We start from the raw sequence: 14,465 nt of genomic DNA on the forward strand, positions 1-14,465 counted from the left end.
TCACGGCGCGCTTTATACCATAAATCAGGACGCCACGCCAGCCTGGGCGAGGATTTGTAACCGGCTGGGTGCTGGAAGTCGCGGTCGCTTGCGGTTACACTTTGCCCCTTTCACGGGCCGAGCCAAACGCCCCCACGCCACCGCCGCATTCGGGCGTCAGCAGACTGAGACAAGTATGAGCATCACCATTAAAACGGCAGACGAAATAGCAAAAATGCGCATAGCGGGCCGCTTGGCCGCCGACGTGCTGGAAATGATCGAACCCCATGTCCAATCGGGGGTCACTACCGATGAACTGAATCAAATCTGTCACGACTATATCGTCAACGTTCAGCAAGCCATTCCCGCTCCGCTGAACTACCATGGCTTTCCCAAGTCCATCTGTACCTCGGTCAACCATGTGATCTGCCACGGCATCCCCTCAGACAAGAAGCTGAAAGACGGCGACATCATCAACATCGACATTACCGTGATCAAGGACGGCTATCATGGCGATACCTCCAAGATGTTCACGGTCGGCAAACCCAGCATCCTGGCCGAGCGCCTGTGCCGGGTTACCCAGGAATGCATGGAACTCGGCATCAAGATGGTGAAGCACGGGGTGCGTCTGGGGGACATCGGCGCCGCCATCCAGAAACATGCGGAAAACCACCATTATTCAGTGGTTCGGGAATACTGCGGCCATGGCATCGGTAAGGAATTCCACGAGGAACCGCAGGTACTGCACTACGGCAAGCCGGGCACCGGTGAAGTGCTCAAGGCCGGTATGTGCCTGACCATAGAGCCGATGATCAATGCCGGCAAGCGCCATAGCAAGATGCTGGGCGACGGCTGGACAGTAGTCACCAAGGATCGCAGCCTGTCCGCCCAGTACGAACACACCCTGCTGGTGACCGAAGACGGTTGCGAAGTGCTGACCCTGCGTAAAGACGATCACCTGCCGCGGGTGATTAAAGCGGAAGCCGGGGAACAGTGATTGGTGGTTGGTGATTGGTGATTGGTGATTGGTGATTGGTGATTGGTGATTGGTGATTGGTGATTGGTGATTGGTGATTGGTGATTGGTGATTGGTGATTGGTGATTGGATTATCCAGTCCCGTCTCCCCAATCACCAGTCCCTTTTAAAAGAGGCCGAAAGGCCTCTTTTTGTTTACATCTGCGCCACCATGTCATCGGCGAATTCGGAGCATTTGCGCAGGGTGGCGCCGTCCATCAGCCGCTCGAAGTCGTAGGTGACCGTCTTGTTGGCAATGGCCCCTTCCATGCCTTTGATGATCAGATCGGCGGCCTCTACCCAGCCCAGATGCCGCAGCATCATCTCGGCCGACAAGATCAGTGAGCCCGGATTGACCTTGTCCTGGCCCGCATACTTGGGGGCGGTACCATGAGTCGCCTCGAACAGGGCGACACCGTCACCTATGTTGGCGCCGGGAGCGATACCTATCCCTCCCACCTGGGCCGCCAGGGCGTCGGAAATGTAGTCTCCATTCAGGTTCATACAGGCAATGACATCGTACTCGGCCGGACGCAACAGGATTTGCTGCAGGAAGGCGTCGGCGATCACGTCCTTGACGATGATCTCCTTACCGGTATTGGGATTATTGAATTTACACCAGGGGCCACCGTCGACAAGCTCGGCGCCGAACTCGTTGCGGGCCAGCGCATAGCCCCAATCCTTGAAGGCCCCTTCGGTGAACTTCATGATGTTGCCCTTGTGTACCAGAGTCAGGGAGTCGCGATCGTTGTCGATGGCGTATTGCAGGGCGGCACGCACCAGACGCTCGGTGCCTTCCTTGGAACAGGGCTTGATACCGATTCCACAATCCTGGGGGAAACGGATCTTCTGCACCCCCATCTCGTTACGCAGGAAAGAAATGACCTTCTCGGCCTCCGGAGAACCGGCCTTCCACTCGATGCCGGCATAGATGTCTTCGCTGTTTTCCCGGAAGATGACCATGTCGGTCAGCTCGGGATTTTTCACCGGGCTGGGAGTACCCTGGTAGTAACGCACCGGACGCAGACACACGTACAGATCCAGCTCTTGACGCAGGGCCACGTTGAGCGAGCGAATACCACCGCCCACCGGCGTGGTCAGCGGGCCCTTGATGGCCACGTGATAGTCACGGATAAAATCCAGGGTCTCCTCTGGCAGCCAGGTGTTTTCACCATAGACATGGGTCGATTTTTCACCCGTGTAGATTTCCATCCAGCTGATCTTGCGCTTGCCCCCGTAGGCCTTGGCCACCGCGGCATCGACCACGGTTTTCATCGCCGGGGTGACGTCGATACCGATACCGTCACCTTCGATAAAAGGGATAACAGGGTTGTCGGGAACAACCAATTGACCATTCGCATCCAGGGTGATTTTTTGTCCGTCGGCGGGAACGACCACTTTTGAGTCCATCAGTTTCTCCTAGCTCCGTTTGTATAGTTATCCCTTAATAGGGTAAACCCTAAACCAAGGGCGCGTCGGAATCTTAGGGGATTTGCCGGCCGATTTACATTGAGCCAATCACAGTTCCTGACTTAAGCCGTTAGTCCGCAGCCGCCGGCTTTGCTATTCTGGGCGCCATCTTCAGCCGGTCAGTGTGTTTAACATGAAAGCCAGACCCCCTCGTCCCCATTCACGCCCAAATCGTCGGCGCACGCCGGGCAAGCCAGCGGCCGGCGCCCCGCTCACCCTGTTGCTGAACAAGCCATACATGGTGCTGTGCCAGTTTACCGATGACCAGGGCCGGCAGACCCTGGCGGACTTTATTCCCGAACAGGGGGTCTATGCCGCCGGCCGGCTGGATCGCGACAGCGAAGGCCTGCTGGTGCTGACCAACGACGGCACGCTCAATGCCCGGCTGACCCAGCCAGGCCGCAAAACGACCAAAACCTATTGGGCCCAGGTGGAGGGGATTCCCACCGAGGCAGATTTGGATAAGCTGCGCCATGGCGTTACCCTGAATGACGGCCCGACCCTGCCGGCCGAGGTCAGACTGATGCCGGCACCGGATATCTGGCCGCGTCATCCGCCCATCCGAGAGCGCCAGAACATTCCCACCCGCTGGCTGGAAATCAAGGTAGTCGAGGGCCGCAACCGCCAGGTACGACGGATGACCGCCCATATCGGTTTTCCCACCCTGCGCCTTATTCGCTACGCCCTGGGGCCATGGACCCTGGACGACCTGCAACCCGGCCAATGGAGGAAAGTATGAGCCTGACCCACGCCGTCACCCTGGCGGTGATTGTCCATGCCGCCGACAAATTTTTAATGGTCGAAGAGTGGCAACAGGGGCAAATCATGTTTAACCAGCCCGCCGGCCATCTGGAGCCGGGCGAAAGCCTGCTGGACGGGGCCCGCCGTGAACTACGGGAAGAAACCGGGCTGATATTGCCCCTGGATGAAGCCGTCGCCATCTACCAGTACCAGGCGCCGGACAGCGGCAAGCACTTCGTACGTTTCACCTTTTGCACCGAGGTACCCGAGCCGCTGGCCACCAAGCCCGAGGATCCGGACGGCGACATCATCCGCTGTCACTGGCTGACCCTGGAGGAAATAGAAGCCCTTGGCCAGCGGCTGCGCAGCCCGCTGATCATGGCCTCGTTTCGGGATTACCTGGCTGGCCATCGCTTCCCGTTGAACGCCTTGAAGACACTGTGATAATCACCCCGGCCCAGATATAAAGGCCGGTAATGTCATGCCTCCCGGATGTTAACAGTATGATTATTAAGAACCGGCTGCCCTACAATCGCCACCCTCCCGTTCCTCTCACCCAAGGGTAACCCTGATGCGCTCACTCCCTCCGCTAACTGCCCTGCGTGTTTTCGAAACCACCGGCAGGTGCTTGAGCTTCACCCAGGCGGCGAGCCAGCTGCACGTCACCCAGAGCGCGGTCAGCCGGCAGATCAAGCAGCTCGAAGATTACCTCGGCGTACCCCTGTTCATTCGCCGGCACCACAAGCTAGAATTGACCGGCTCCGGGCGCCAGCTGCTGGCCAAGCTGGAGCAGGCCTTCAACCTGATGGAAAGCGCGGTTCAGGAACTGCGGGATCCCAAACAACGGCAAAGATTGACCTTGCTGGTCCCTCCCACCTTTGCCACCCGCTGGCTGGCTCCCCGCCTGGCCAGTTTTCACCGTCATTCACCCGAGCTTGAGCTGTCCATTCACAACAGCGACAGCGACCATAACCTGTTTGACTGCAGCATCCGCTTCGGCCGCACCGCCAGACCGAATCATTACAGCGAGCTTGTCATGCTCGAGCAACACGTCGCCGTCTGTGCTCCCGAACTGGTCGAACAGGCACGTCACCTAGAGCAGGCCGATGGCAGTCTGCTCCATATATTGCACAAGGGTGAGCGGTTGCCGGTCTGGCAAAACTGGTTGCAGGCCGCCGGCCTCACCGATCGGGTAGATGCCGATCGCGGCATGGAATTCAGTACGCTGGACCAGGTCACCAACGCCGCCATCAACGGTGCCGGCTTCGCCATTATCGACAAGCACATGATCAACCGGGAACTGCAATCGGGCGCCCTCGTGCCCTTCAGCAGCATCGAAGTCAGCGGCCCTTACGGCTACTGGCTGGATATCAACGCCGAACGCCAGGGGCTGGCCAAGGTGATCCGTTTTACCGAATGGTTGCGTGAGATCAGCCCGGACTGACGACGTCAAACGACCGGGATAGTCACCACCAAACCGGCACAAAGGTTCGAAATATAAAAAAGCCCCGCCATGACGGGGCAAGATAGTGACAAAAGAGACCGTAAACTTGAAGCGACCCGGTATTCAGTCGGCGAACGCGGCCATTGCCGGCCGCGCGGTGCGCGCAATACGCTTGCCGGCCGTGTAGTCGTTGATCAGATCGCAGGGAGTATAGTTACGCTCAATCTCGTAAAGCTCGTCCTCGGTCAGGGTCATCTCGAGCGCGGCCAGCGCACTGTCGAACTGCGCTGGGCTGTCGGCGCCCACCAGCATCGAGGAGACTTCGGTTTTTTGCAACACCCAAGCCTGGGCCACCTGCGCCGGCAGGCAGCCGCGCACATCGGCGACCTTGGCCACCGAATGGGCGATGTCCCTGGAGGCCTGATCGTTGTACATCTCGGCGGTAAAGAAGTCGGTCTGGTTGCGGGTGGACTGCAGATCGCTGGTCAAAATGCCGCGAGCCAGCGGGCTGAAGACCGACACGCCGATGCCCTGATCCATGCAGAAGGGGATCATCTCGCGCTCTTCCTCACGGTAGGCACAGTTCAGCTGCAGTTGCATGTTGATCGGACGGGCCCAGCCGTTCTTGTCACATACCTGCAGGATCTTCGCCAGCTGCCAGGTATACATCGTGGACACCCCGATATAGCGGGCCTTGCCGGCCAGCACGATATCGTTAAGGGCACCCATGGTTTCTTCCACCGGGGTTTCGGTATCGAAATAATGCAGCATGTAGATATCGACATAGTCCATGCCCATGCGCTTGAGCGAGCCGTCGATGGCATCGAAGATATGCTTGCGCGAGTGGCCCTGGGCGTTGATGTCGCTGCTCATGGCATAGCCCACCTTGGTGGTGATAACCAGCTCATCACGGCGGGCGATGCGGCGCAGCACGTTGCACACCACTTCCTCACCGGCACCGATGGAATAGAAGTCTGCCAGATCGATGAAGTTGACCCCCATATCCAGGGCATGCGCGATAATGGGCTCACTTTCCTTTTCATTAAAGATCCAGGGTTTCCATTCCTTCGAGCCCATGTTCATGGTGCCGAGGCAGAGACGGGATACTTTCAGGCCGGACTGACCGAGTCTTACGTATTGCATGTTAAATCCTCAAAGGTAATGGCGGAGCCAAGCCAGCCCGGCTCCATGTGTTACAGTGTTGAATCGTTTATTTCTGTCCCAGTCCCGCCAGCGGTACTGCACGCCCGGCTTCAGCACCGGCTTCCATCTCGGCCAGCACGCTCGGCTTCAGCTCCACGGTCTGGCCGTTAACCTGGACCCGTTGCGCCAATTTCAGAAAGGCAAAGCCCGCACCCAGCACAATCAACATGCCCGGTACGCCCGACAGGTTGAACAGCATCTTGATCGCATCGACGCCGATATAGCTCGCACTGATCCAGGCGACAAAGGCGATGGCGCAACCCCAGGTGGCCTTAACCCACAAGGGCGACTTCAGGTTTTCGGCATCCACGCCCTTGATACAAAGGCCACCGATGGCATCGGTATTGGAGTCGGCCGCGGTAATAAAGGTGATGAAACAAGCGAAGATAAATAGCGCGCTGAGCAGGGTGCTGCCGGGCAGCTGGTTGAACAGCACATAAATCACCGAGGCAAAACCATTCTCCTGATAGGCCTGGTACATGACTCCGCCGAGGGTGGTATCGAAGAACAGCGAAGAACCGCTGAAGATGCTGAACCAGAGGAATCCGAACAGCGACGGCAGCAACAGGTTGACGATGATGAACTGACGCACCGTATAGCCACGGGCGATTTTGCCGAGGAAGAGGCAGCTGAGCGGGGCCCAGGCAAACCAGCTGGCAAAGAAGGCAACCGTCCACCAGCCCGGCCACTGATCGTTACCGGAGGCACCGGTCACCAGGTTGCGGGCAAAGAAGTCCGACAGGTAGACCCCGAGTGACTCGACTCCGAGCGACAGGATGAAGGCGGTCGGGCCCACGATAAAGATGAACAGGGCGCCGACAAAATAGAGCCAAGTATTGATGCGCGCCAGGGTCTGAATGCCACGATACAGGCCGGACGCGGCCGACATTATGGCGGATCCGATGATGGCAATCGCGATAATTGCATACACAGTGGTGCTTTTCTCGATACCCAGCACCGACTCCATGCCATCGCCGATCACCAGCAGGCCGGATGTCAGGGTTGCAGACATGCCTAGCACCACAGAGAACAGCGCCAGTCCATCGATCACCTGACCACCGATGCCGTCAACCCAGCGGCCCAGCAACGGGCGCAACATGGAGCCGATGGAGAACTGCAGCTTGAGGTTGTGAAAGGCCAGGGCAAACGCCAGTCCCGCAACGGTATAGATGCTGTATGGCGTAATGGTCCAGTGTACAAAGATGGTGGACATGGCGAAGCGCATCGACTCGGCGCTCTCGGGTGTCACGCCCAGGTACTGCGGCGGTTCATGGTAATGCAGAACCGGCTCGGCCACCGACCAGAACAGGATGCCCATGGCGATGACGGTCGTCAGCGACACCGCGAACCAGCGGAACGGCGTCAGCATCGGCGCCGCCCCCTCGCCCCCTATGCGCACCCGTCCAATCGGCGCAAAAAAGGCATAGGCGGCGACAAACACCAGAAACAAGGCACTGAGATTAAACAGCCAAGAGAGGTTGGCCATGATCAAGCTGTTCAACCCCGAAGTACCGGCAATGAAGTTCTGCTTGTCGATGATGGTATAGATAACGGTCAAAGCGAGACAGGCAAATGCCGGCCAGAATGTTATCGGTCTGATATTTTTCATATTAATCCCTACGCGATAATTCGCCGGTATGGCGAATGTTCCTTCATATGTTCCAATCGCCGCCAAGCATGCTTCAGCAAGGTTAAAAATCAAAATGACATAAACGCGAACAACCATGAAAAAATGTCATAACACAAAGTAAACATGGGCTTGGTAGGGTTACCATCGGCAGGCACGACAAAATAAACAAAGCCCGTACCGGCAGACGCACGATACGGGCTGTAATAGAAAGCTCAGCGCTAGTCGGCCCTGGCAGCATCCAGCCGGACCAGGACAATGCACAACTCTGCCGCCGGCAAGGCAACCGTCATCGGGATTTGACTGAGGCGGTGACCTGGAAGCAAAGGGCCGCTTCGGGTAAGCGGGCATGGGCAGGCAGCCGCCGGCTTATAGGCCGGCGGCTGTGAATAAACAGGCTCATCCGTCGAGTGGGCAGAAGCAGTATCAGGCGTCGCCGTAATACACCCAGACCCCCTTGGTCTTGGTGTAGGAAGACAGGGAGTGAATCGCCATCTCCTTGCCCCAACCGCTCTGACGGAAACCGCCGAAGGGCGCGGCCAGGCCGTAGCAGCCGTAGCGGTTGATAAACAGCATGCCGGCGTCGATTTGCTCGGCTACCCGATGGGCACGGGATACATCAGCGGTATAGAGGCCGGCTGCCAGGCCGTAGGCGGTGGCGTTGGCCATTTGCACGGCCTCTTCCGTGGTGTGGAAGCGGGTACAGCACAGCACGGGGCCAAAAATCTCTTCCTGGGCGATGCGGGCATGCTGGTCCACCTCGGAGAAGATGGTGGGGCGAATAAAGTAACCGTTAGCATTGTCACCCTCGGTATCGGCACAGCCGCCGGCCACCAGCTTGGCCTCACCCTTGCCGATTTCGATGTACTCCAGGATCTTGTTGAACTGAGCCTCGTTGCACTGGGGCCCCTGGTCGACATTTTCATCAAAGGGATTGCCGCACTTCACCGCGTTGGCCTTGGCAACCAGCTTTTCGAGCACCTGATCATAGATGCTGTCGTGGATCAGGAAGCGGGTCGGCTCCGAGCACTTCTCACCCTTGTGGGAGAACATCACGGTAAAGGCCCGATCGATGGCACCATCCAGATCCGGCGTGTCTTCAAAGAAGATACAGGGAGACTTGCCGCCCAGCTCCAGGGTGGCCGCCTTGAGGTTGGACAGACCGGAGTTTTGCACTATTTTGCGCCCTACCCCGGTACTGCCGGTGAAGGACACCTTGTGCACATTGTTGCTCAGGGTCAGCTGGTTGGCCATTTCGCCGTTGGTCAGCAGCATATTGATCACGCCCGCCGGAAACTCGAGTTCGCTGTCAATCAGCTCCATCAGGTAGATGGTAGTCAGCGGCGTGTATTCCGACGGCTTGATGATCACGGTATTGCCCATGGCCAATGCCGCCGCTACCTTGAGGCTGGTCTGGTACAGGGGGAAGTTCCAGGGCGCGATCAGCGCGCAGACGCCAATCGGCTCCTTGAGCGTGTAGTTCAGGAAGCCGTCTTCTACCGGCGAGGTTTCACCATAGAACTTGTCGGTCCAGCCGGCGTAGTATTCGAAGATATCGGCGCAGGTGGGAATGTCGTCAGCCATGGACTCGGCGTATAGCTTGCCGTTAGGCAGGGACTCAAGCACCGCCAGCTCTTCGGTGTGTTCGCGGATCAGCCGGGCTACCTGACGCAGCATGTCCGCCCGCTGGGTGCGGCTGATCTTGGACCAGACGCCGGACTCGTGCCGCTGGTTGGCAATGTGAGCGGCGAACTCCACCTGCTCCGCATCGGCCATCACGAATTCGCACAGCGCTTCGCGGTTGGCCGGGTTGGTCACTACCCACTTGTCCTGGCCGGCGCCGCCTACCCATTGGCCATCGATATACTGACGCTTGGGTTGCTGAAGCCAGTCGTAGGCCCAGGACAGGGGAATGTTTTTTACAGAATCCATTTGATACTCCATTTCTGTTGCGACGACGGTGACATCCTGTGAGGACGTTTGCTGTAACGGTTCTCGACGAGAGTAGAAGGATGACTATGCGAGCACAATTGACATTAGGGTATGGCGCCCTGCAAAAAACTCATCCTTCTTCCCTGATGCTTATTCCTCCAGGTAACGCCGGATTTGCTCCAGGTCACCGCCGCTTTCCTTGTAAACGCGGGCCGCGAACGAATAGCCGCGTTGCTGCTTAAGCCGAATAAGTGTGGGAATCAATGTATTAACATTGTGGGCGTTACGCGCCAGATCCGGCTCCATACCGGCGAGACAATGCTGCCGGAAGGCCTCCATGCCGCTGGTCAAAACCGAGATGGCGTCGAGCAGATTACTGATCACCACAGACTGCCAGGGGGTGTAGTCGAGCTCACCATGATCCTGGGTCATCTGCACCGAGTAACAGCGCCCGCAGGCCTGCATGCAGCACTGGATCAGGTATTCGGGAATGGTCGGGTTGACCTTGCCCGGCATGGCCGAGGAGCCGGGTTGCACCGCAGGCAGGCAAATTTCCCCCAAGCCCGTTGCCGGACCCGAGGCCATCAGGCGAAAATCCTTGGCAATGCGCAGCAGGGCCCTCGCCAGCTGGTCCAGTCCGGCAGCCACCCTGGCCAGATCGTCATGGCTCTGGGAGGCATCAAACAGGTTGTCGCTGTGCTCAAACCCTGTCTCTCCCGTTATCCGGTTCAGCCCGTCGATAACCTGGTTGAAGAAAGCCTCTGAGCAGTCTCCCCTGCGTCCGATAATATTGCCGCCCAAGTTTACCCTGTACAGCTCGGCCGTGTCCGCCTCCAGTCGCCGCCGGTGACGTGCAAGCTGCGATGAATAACCGCCGAGCAGATCGGCAAAACTGATCTCGACCGCGTCCTGCAGGCAGGTGCGGGAAATCTTCAGCACATGCCACCACTGTTGCCCCTGGGCATCGAAGGTGGCGATCAAGGCGGCCAGCTCGCTATCCAGTTGCTTCATCTTGTCGATCACCGCCAGGTGGCAGGCCGTGTTCAGGGCATCACTGGTCGAGTTGTTCAGGTTGACGTGATCATTGGGATGCACCGGCTGGTAGCTTCCCAGCGGACTACCAAAGGCGTTGTGGTTGGCCAGGTTGGCAACCACTTCGTTCACGTTCATGTTACTGGAAATCCCTCCTCCGCCGTGGAAGGCGTGCACCGGGAACGACTCCGCCGGCATCTTGTCGAGCAGCAGATCCACCGCCGATATGATCGCCTGGCCAAGCGCAGGGTCGATCTCCCCCGTCTTGATATTGGTCGTGGCCGCCAACTTTTTGACCAGCAACAACCCTCGCAGCAGCTCCGGATAGGCCGACAAGGGCTTTTCGCCGTTCAGCGGGTACAATCCTATGGCCCTCTGTGTCTGTACCCCGTACAACGCATGCACAGGAACCTCAAGCATCCCAATCAAATCTTCTTCAATACGATATTGCCGCTGTTTCATCACCTCTGGTTCCCTAGTTCCACACGGAATATTCACGTCAGGATCAATCAGAGCCAAACCTCCGCCGAAGCGCCAATGACGCTTTCACACAGATTCATGAGAAAAAATCATGGTGCGGAGAAGTGCACCTTGACGGGAACCGAATGCAATCGGCAATACCTGCGGCCTCCCGCTCGCGGCATTTGTCTGGTAAAATACCGCCCGTTTTGCAATCAGGTAACGGCAGCTATGAGCGATAACAGTCATCTTAAAGTCATAGTCGGCATGTCCGGCGGTGTGGATTCCTCGGTTTCGGCCTATCTGCTGCAACAGCAGGGCTATCAGGTCGAAGGCCTGTTTATGAAAAACTGGGAAGAAGACGACAACGACGAATACTGCTCCGCCGCCGAAGACCTGGCCGACGCCCAGGCGGTATGCGACAAGCTGGGCATTGAGTTGCACACCATCAACTTTGCCGCCGAGTACTGGGACAATGTGTTCGAGCACTTCCTCGCCGAATACCAGGCCGGGCGCACCCCCAACCCGGACATACTGTGTAACAAGGAAATCAAGTTTAAGGCCTTCCTCGAGTTTGCCGCCGAAGATCTGGGCGCAGACTATATCGCCACCGGTCACTATGTGCGTCGCAGCTTCGAGGCCCAGCCCAAGCTGCTGCGTGGCCTGGACGGCAACAAGGATCAGAGCTATTTCCTCTATACCCTGAGCGCACAGCAGGTGGCCAAAAGCCTGTTCCCGGTCGGCGAGCTGGAAAAACCCGAGGTACGCCGTATCGCCGAACAGCTGGAACTGGTTACCGCCAAGAAGAAAGACTCCACCGGCATCTGCTTTATCGGTGAGCGCAAATTCCGCGACTTCCTGGCCCGTTACCTGCCCGCCCAGCCCGGCACCATCGAAGATGTTGACGGCACCCTGGTCGGCGAGCACCAGGGACTCATGTATCACACCCTGGGCCAGCGCAAGGGGCTGGGCATAGGCGGCCTGAAAAACGCCGGCGACGAGCCCTGGTATGTGGTCGACAAAGACCTGCCGCGCAATGTGCTGGTGGTGGCCCAGGGCGATCACCCCCGCCTCTATTCGGACGGTCTGATCGCCCGTCAGCTGCACTGGGTTAACCGCCAACCGCTCACCCAGGCGTTCCGCTGCACGGTCAAAACCCGCTACCGCCAGACCGATCTCCCCTGCCGGGTAATCCCGCTCGACCATGACACCATAGAGGTCATCTTCGACGACCCACAGGCTGCGGTGACCCCGGGCCAGTCGGCGGTATTCTACGATGGCGAAGTCTGCCTGGGCGGCGGCGTTATCGAATCCAGATTCAGTCAGGAGCAAGTGTGAGCTATAACCTAGAAAACCAAACCCTGGCCTTCGCCGGCATGTGCCAGGCCGCCGCCCTGGTACAGCAGGTGGCCCGGCAGGGCACCATCGAAGACAAAGACACCTTAAGTTGTACCCTGAACAGCATTTTAGCCACCGATGCCGCGCAAACGGTGGATATTTATGGCAACCACGATAATGTACGGCTGGGCTACCAGACCCTGATCGACCAACTGAACAGCGACAGCAGCAAGAAAAATGCCGAATTGACCCGTTACCTGGTCGGCCTGGTGGCACTGGAGCGCAAGCTGGCCAAACGCCGGGATCTGCTGGCCATGCTGGGTGAGCGCATCCAGCAGGTGAAACGCCAGTTGCACCATTTCGAGTTGCTCGACGAGCAGGTGCTGGCCAACCTGGCCGGCATCTACAGCGACATCGTCAGCCCCATAGGCCCGCGCATCCAGGTGGCTGGCAACCCGACCTATTTGCAGCAGTCGCTGGTGCAGCACCAGATCCGCGCCCTGCTGCTGGCCGGCATCCGCGCCGCCGTGCTCTGGCGCCAGCTGGGTGGCCGACGCCGCCACATACTGTTTTCCCGCAAGAAACTGGTGGCGCAAGCCCAGTCCGCCTTGCGTTATTAATCATTATTGTTATTTGTTCCCCCAACTCAGGAGTCGCCTTTCATGGAATTGTCAGCACTAACTGCCATCTCCCCCGTCGATGGCCGTTACGGCGCCAAAACGCAGGAGCTGCGCGCCATCTTTTCCGAATTTGGATTATTGCGCTTTCGCGTTGAAGTTGAGGTTCGCTGGCTGCAAGCCCTGGCCGAACATGCTGATATCCGCGAGGTGCCTGCCCTGTCCGCCGAGGCCAATGCCTACCTGGATCAGATAGTCGCCAACTTCGACGAGGCCGATGGCCAGCGCATCAAGGACATAGAAAGTACCACCAACCACGATGTCAAAGCGGTGGAATACTTCCTAAAAGAAAAGGTCGAAGCCCTGCCCGAGCTGGCCGCGGTCAGTGAATTCATTCACTTCGCCTGCACCAGCGAAGACATCAACAACAATGCCCACGCCCTGATGCTGAAAGCTGGCCGGGAAGAAGTGATTGCCCCCTATTGCCGGAAGCTGGTCGACGCGGTCAAGCAGCTGGCCAAACAATATCGCGACGTCCCCATGCTCAGCCGTACCCATGGCCAGCCCGCCTCCCCCACCACCCTGGGCAAGGAAATGGCCAACGTCGCCTATCGCCTGGAGCGCCAGCTCAAGCAGATCGAGGCGGTCGAACTGCTGGCCAAGATCAACGGCGCCGTGGGCAACTACAACGCCCATATGTCCGCCTACCCGGAAGTGGACTGGCATGAATTCGCGCAGCAATTCGTGACCCGCCTGGGCCTGACCTGGAACCCCTACACCACCCAAATCGAGCCCCACGACTATATTGCCGAGCTGTTCGACGCCCTGGCCCGCTTCAACACCATACTGATCGACTTCGACCGGGACGTGTGGGGCTATATCTCGGTCGGCTACTTCAAGCAGAAAACCGTGGCCGGCGAGATCGGCTCCAGCACCATGCCGCACAAGGTCAACCCCATCGACTTCGAAAACTCCGAAGGCAACCTGGGGCTGGCCAATGCCATCTTCAATCACCTGGCGGCCAAACTGCCGGTGTCCCGCTGGCAGCGGGATCTGACCGACAGTACAGTGCTGCGCAACCTGGGCGTGGCGGCCGGTTATTCGTTGATCGCCTATCAAGCCACCCTGAAAGGTATCAGCAAGCTGGAAGCCAACCCGGCGGCCCTGGCCGCCGACCTGGATCAAAACTGGGAAGTACTGGCCGAACCGATCCAGACGGTGATGCGCCGCTATGGTATCGAGAAGCCCTACGAGAAGCTGAAGGAGCTGACCCGGGGCAAGCGGGTCGACGCCGAGGGCATGCGCGCCTTTATCGACGGCCTGGAACTGCCCGAGTCGGTCAAGGACGAACTCAAGCTGCTGACCCCGGCCAACTATATCGGTCGTGCCATCCAGCTGACCGACGAGCTGAACTGATAGCGCTATAGTTAAGACATAATAAAGGGGCCTTTAAAGGCCCCTTTACGATTGAAGCAACAGCTGAGACTCAGCCAGGCGGTAAAGGGCCGACTCCGCCGACTCGCCGTGAACCCATCCCTGGGAGTTCCGCTGCGCCATCCCTGGCGCAGAGGGCCGGCAGAGTCGCTCCCCTTTACCTCCCTCGAGCCT

The 14,465-nt window shown here is 58.4% G+C and carries 11 protein-coding genes and 1 pseudogene; 7 read left to right on the forward strand and 5 right to left on the reverse strand.

Annotation, left to right across the window (positions count from 1 at the left end):
• Positions 1-175 precede the first annotated feature (175 nt).
• The gene (gene map, locus ABD806_RS06865; RefSeq protein ID WP_344956120.1) at positions 176-976 is read left to right on the forward strand and encodes a type I methionyl aminopeptidase; all 801 of its coding nucleotides are present in this window, start codon (positions 176-178) and stop codon (positions 974-976) included.
• A 174-nt stretch (positions 977-1,150) separates the two neighbouring features.
• Here the strand turns inward: map and icd are convergent, their stop codons facing one another.
• Positions 1,151-2,404 (reverse strand): NADP-dependent isocitrate dehydrogenase, encoded by a 1,254-nt coding sequence (icd, locus tag ABD806_RS06870; protein WP_425583077.1) that lies wholly within the window; start codon positions 2,402-2,404, stop codon positions 1,151-1,153.
• A gap of 193 nt (positions 2,405-2,597) precedes the next feature.
• Here icd and ABD806_RS06875 point away from each other — a divergent pair.
• From ABD806_RS06875 to ABD806_RS06885, 3 genes and pseudogenes are all read left to right on the forward strand, one after another.
• Positions 2,598-3,200: pseudogene (locus tag ABD806_RS06875) on the forward strand (pseudouridine synthase); the annotation flags it as partial.
• Positions 3,200-3,649 carry an NUDIX hydrolase gene (locus ABD806_RS06880; RefSeq protein ID WP_344956122.1) on the forward strand — a complete coding sequence of 150 codons (450 nt, stop codon included), beginning with the start codon at positions 3,200-3,202 and terminating at the stop codon, positions 3,647-3,649. The pseudogene ABD806_RS06875 and the gene ABD806_RS06880, both read left to right, overlap by 1 nt.
• Before the next feature lie 127 nt (positions 3,650-3,776).
• Positions 3,777-4,649 carry a LysR substrate-binding domain-containing protein gene (locus ABD806_RS06885; RefSeq protein ID WP_344956124.1) on the forward strand — a complete coding sequence of 291 codons (873 nt, stop codon included), beginning with the start codon at positions 3,777-3,779 and terminating at the stop codon, positions 4,647-4,649.
• Between the two features lie 123 nt (positions 4,650-4,772).
• On the opposite strand, the gene ABD806_RS06890 is transcribed toward ABD806_RS06885, so the two are convergent.
• From ABD806_RS06890 to ABD806_RS06905, 4 genes are all read right to left on the reverse strand, one after another.
• The gene (locus ABD806_RS06890) at positions 4,773-5,792 is read right to left on the reverse strand and encodes an aldo/keto reductase (protein ID WP_344956126.1); all 1,020 of its coding nucleotides are present in this window, start codon (positions 5,790-5,792) and stop codon (positions 4,773-4,775) included.
• A 67-nt stretch (positions 5,793-5,859) separates the two neighbouring features.
• A complete protein-coding gene (locus tag ABD806_RS06895; RefSeq protein ID WP_344956128.1) occupies positions 5,860-7,461 on the reverse strand; it encodes a BCCT family transporter in 1,602 nt (533 codons plus the stop codon).
• Between the two features lie 444 nt (positions 7,462-7,905).
• Positions 7,906-9,411, reverse strand: coding sequence for an aldehyde dehydrogenase family protein (locus ABD806_RS06900; RefSeq protein WP_344956130.1), 1,506 nt, complete (start codon positions 9,409-9,411; stop codon positions 7,906-7,908).
• 150 nt (positions 9,412-9,561) lie between these two features.
• Positions 9,562-10,905, reverse strand: a complete 1,344-nt coding sequence (locus ABD806_RS06905; protein WP_344956132.1) for a lyase family protein — start codon at positions 10,903-10,905, stop codon at positions 9,562-9,564.
• Between the two features lie 96 nt (positions 10,906-11,001).
• Here ABD806_RS06905 and mnmA point away from each other — a divergent pair, with 96 nt between their 5' ends.
• The 3 genes from mnmA to purB are packed head-to-tail and all read left to right on the forward strand — an operon-like array spanning position 11,002 to position 14,273.
• The gene (gene mnmA / locus ABD806_RS06910) at positions 11,002-12,240 is read left to right on the forward strand and encodes a tRNA 2-thiouridine(34) synthase MnmA (RefSeq protein WP_344956134.1); all 1,239 of its coding nucleotides are present in this window, start codon (positions 11,002-11,004) and stop codon (positions 12,238-12,240) included.
• On the forward strand, positions 12,237-12,860 hold the full coding sequence (gene hflD, locus ABD806_RS06915; protein ID WP_344956137.1) for a high frequency lysogenization protein HflD: 624 nt from the start codon (positions 12,237-12,239) through the stop codon (positions 12,858-12,860). The genes mnmA and hflD overlap by 4 nt, the downstream gene beginning before the upstream one ends.
• A gap of 42 nt (positions 12,861-12,902) precedes the next feature.
• Positions 12,903-14,273 (forward strand): adenylosuccinate lyase, encoded by a 1,371-nt coding sequence (gene purB, locus ABD806_RS06920; RefSeq protein ID WP_344956139.1) that lies wholly within the window; start codon positions 12,903-12,905, stop codon positions 14,271-14,273.
• Positions 14,274-14,465 lie beyond the last annotated feature (192 nt).

The sequence above is a fragment of the Zobellella aerophila genome (genome assembly GCF_039539325.1).
Taxonomy (GTDB): Bacteria; Pseudomonadota; Gammaproteobacteria; order Enterobacterales; family Aeromonadaceae; genus Oceanimonas; species Oceanimonas aerophila.

Coding starts and splice junctions, on each gene's coding strand:
- icd (WP_425583077.1), bottom strand. CDS start 2,404: ATGGACTCAAAAGTGGTCGTTCCCGCCGACGGACAAAAAATCACCCTG.
- ABD806_RS06905 (WP_344956132.1), bottom strand. CDS start 10,905: ATGAAACAGCGGCAATATCGTATTGAAGAAGATTTGATTGGGATGCTT.
- ABD806_RS06885 (WP_344956124.1), top strand. CDS start 3,777: ATGCGCTCACTCCCTCCGCTAACTGCCCTGCGTGTTTTCGAAACCACC.
- mnmA (WP_344956134.1), top strand. CDS start 11,002: ATGAGAAAAAATCATGGTGCGGAGAAGTGCACCTTGACGGGAACCGAA.
- map (WP_344956120.1), top strand. CDS start 176: ATGAGCATCACCATTAAAACGGCAGACGAAATAGCAAAAATGCGCATA.
- ABD806_RS06890 (WP_344956126.1), bottom strand. CDS start 5,792: ATGCAATACGTAAGACTCGGTCAGTCCGGCCTGAAAGTATCCCGTCTC.
- ABD806_RS06880 (WP_344956122.1), top strand. CDS start 3,200: ATGAGCCTGACCCACGCCGTCACCCTGGCGGTGATTGTCCATGCCGCC.
- purB (WP_344956139.1), top strand. CDS start 12,903: ATGGAATTGTCAGCACTAACTGCCATCTCCCCCGTCGATGGCCGTTAC.
- ABD806_RS06900 (WP_344956130.1), bottom strand. CDS start 9,411: ATGGATTCTGTAAAAAACATTCCCCTGTCCTGGGCCTACGACTGGCTT.
- ABD806_RS06895 (WP_344956128.1), bottom strand. CDS start 7,461: ATGAAAAATATCAGACCGATAACATTCTGGCCGGCATTTGCCTGTCTC.